The 540-nt window shown below is 44.4% G+C and carries 1 protein-coding gene; it reads left to right on the top strand.

Translation table 11 applies throughout. The annotated features are described in order from the left end of the window. Positions 1 to 540 (top strand): type III-B CRISPR module RAMP protein Cmr6 (gene cmr6, locus NZ585_15145; protein ID MCS7081364.1); only part of this gene is annotated, 540 nt, incomplete at both ends.

Genomic DNA, 540 nt, shown 5'->3' with positions numbered 1-540 from the left:
AAAGTATCTTAGAAACAAACATCTGCTTGCACCGCATTTATGGCTTTCCCATCTTGCCGGGCAGTGCGCTCAAAGGCTTGGCTCGTACTTATGGCTTGTTTCAAATTGCCGAGAAACTCGGGGTTCCACCACTACCACTGGATGTATGTAATGAACGTAAGGCAAATAAGATACCAACGCCGCTTGAAAAGCTAGAGCAGTATCTACTCAGTGAAGAAGATAAGGATAAAAATCATTGGCTTGAGCAGCTCAAAAAGGATGATGCTTTGGCGGTTGATGCACCTTTGCGGCAAATGAATTTGAAACAGATGGATGAGACTGAACTAAATGGGAAGGGAATTAGGGTTAAGGATTGGCGGCTTATCTTTGGAGCTATGGGACAAAAGGGTAAGGTTATTTTCTTTGACGCGATCCCCGGAGACTTGGCCGATTTAACACTTGATTTGGACGTTATGAATCCCCACTATGCACCCTACTACCAAGGTAATGAACCCCCTGCTGACTATCACAATCCTGTACCCATTTTCTTTCTCACGATTG

Source organism: Chloracidobacterium sp. (assembly GCA_025057975.1).
Taxonomy (GTDB): domain Bacteria; phylum Acidobacteriota; class Blastocatellia; order Chloracidobacteriales; family Chloracidobacteriaceae; genus Chloracidobacterium.
This window is presented reverse-complemented; position numbering and strand designations above follow the sequence as displayed.